A 433-nucleotide genomic window follows, 5' to 3' on the forward strand; every position below is an offset into this window, starting at 1 on the left:
CGTCGTCGAGGTCGACGGCGCCGTCGAGGAAGTTCTGGATGGCCCGGCGCTCGGGCGTCGACAGCGGTTTGACCCCCGCCAGCTTGTCGACGAAGAGCCGGTAGCCCTTGTCCGTGGGGATCCGGCCGGCGCTGGTGTGGGGCTGGGCGATGTAGCCCTCGTCCTCCAGCACGGCCATGTCGTTGCGCACGGTGGCGGGCGAGACGCCGAGCCGGTGCCGCTCGGTGAGCGCCTTGGAGCCGACCGGCTCCTCCGTCCCGACGTAGTCCTGGACGATGGCGCGCAGCACCTGGAGTCTGCGTTCGCTGTGCATCGCGCACACCTCCAGCTGGTCGTCGTCGCGCGTCGTGGTCGGTTTGATCTGCTTCGTTGGCACTCCGGGCGTTCGAGTGCCAGAGATCCCCCGGCCAGTGTACGGCCGGGTAGTCAGCCC

At 69.7% G+C, this 433-nt stretch carries 1 protein-coding gene; it reads right to left on the minus strand.

Annotation, left to right across the window (positions count from 1 at the left end; genetic code table 11):
• Window positions 1–313 (minus strand): DeoR family transcriptional regulator (locus G3I78_RS48730; RefSeq protein ID WP_164437077.1); only part of this gene is annotated, 313 nt, incomplete at its 3' end.
• Between the last annotated feature and the right edge of the window lie 120 nt (window positions 314–433).

Source organism: Streptomyces sp. SID13726 (genome assembly GCF_010548375.1).
GTDB lineage: Bacteria > Actinomycetota > Actinomycetes > Streptomycetales > Streptomycetaceae > Streptomyces.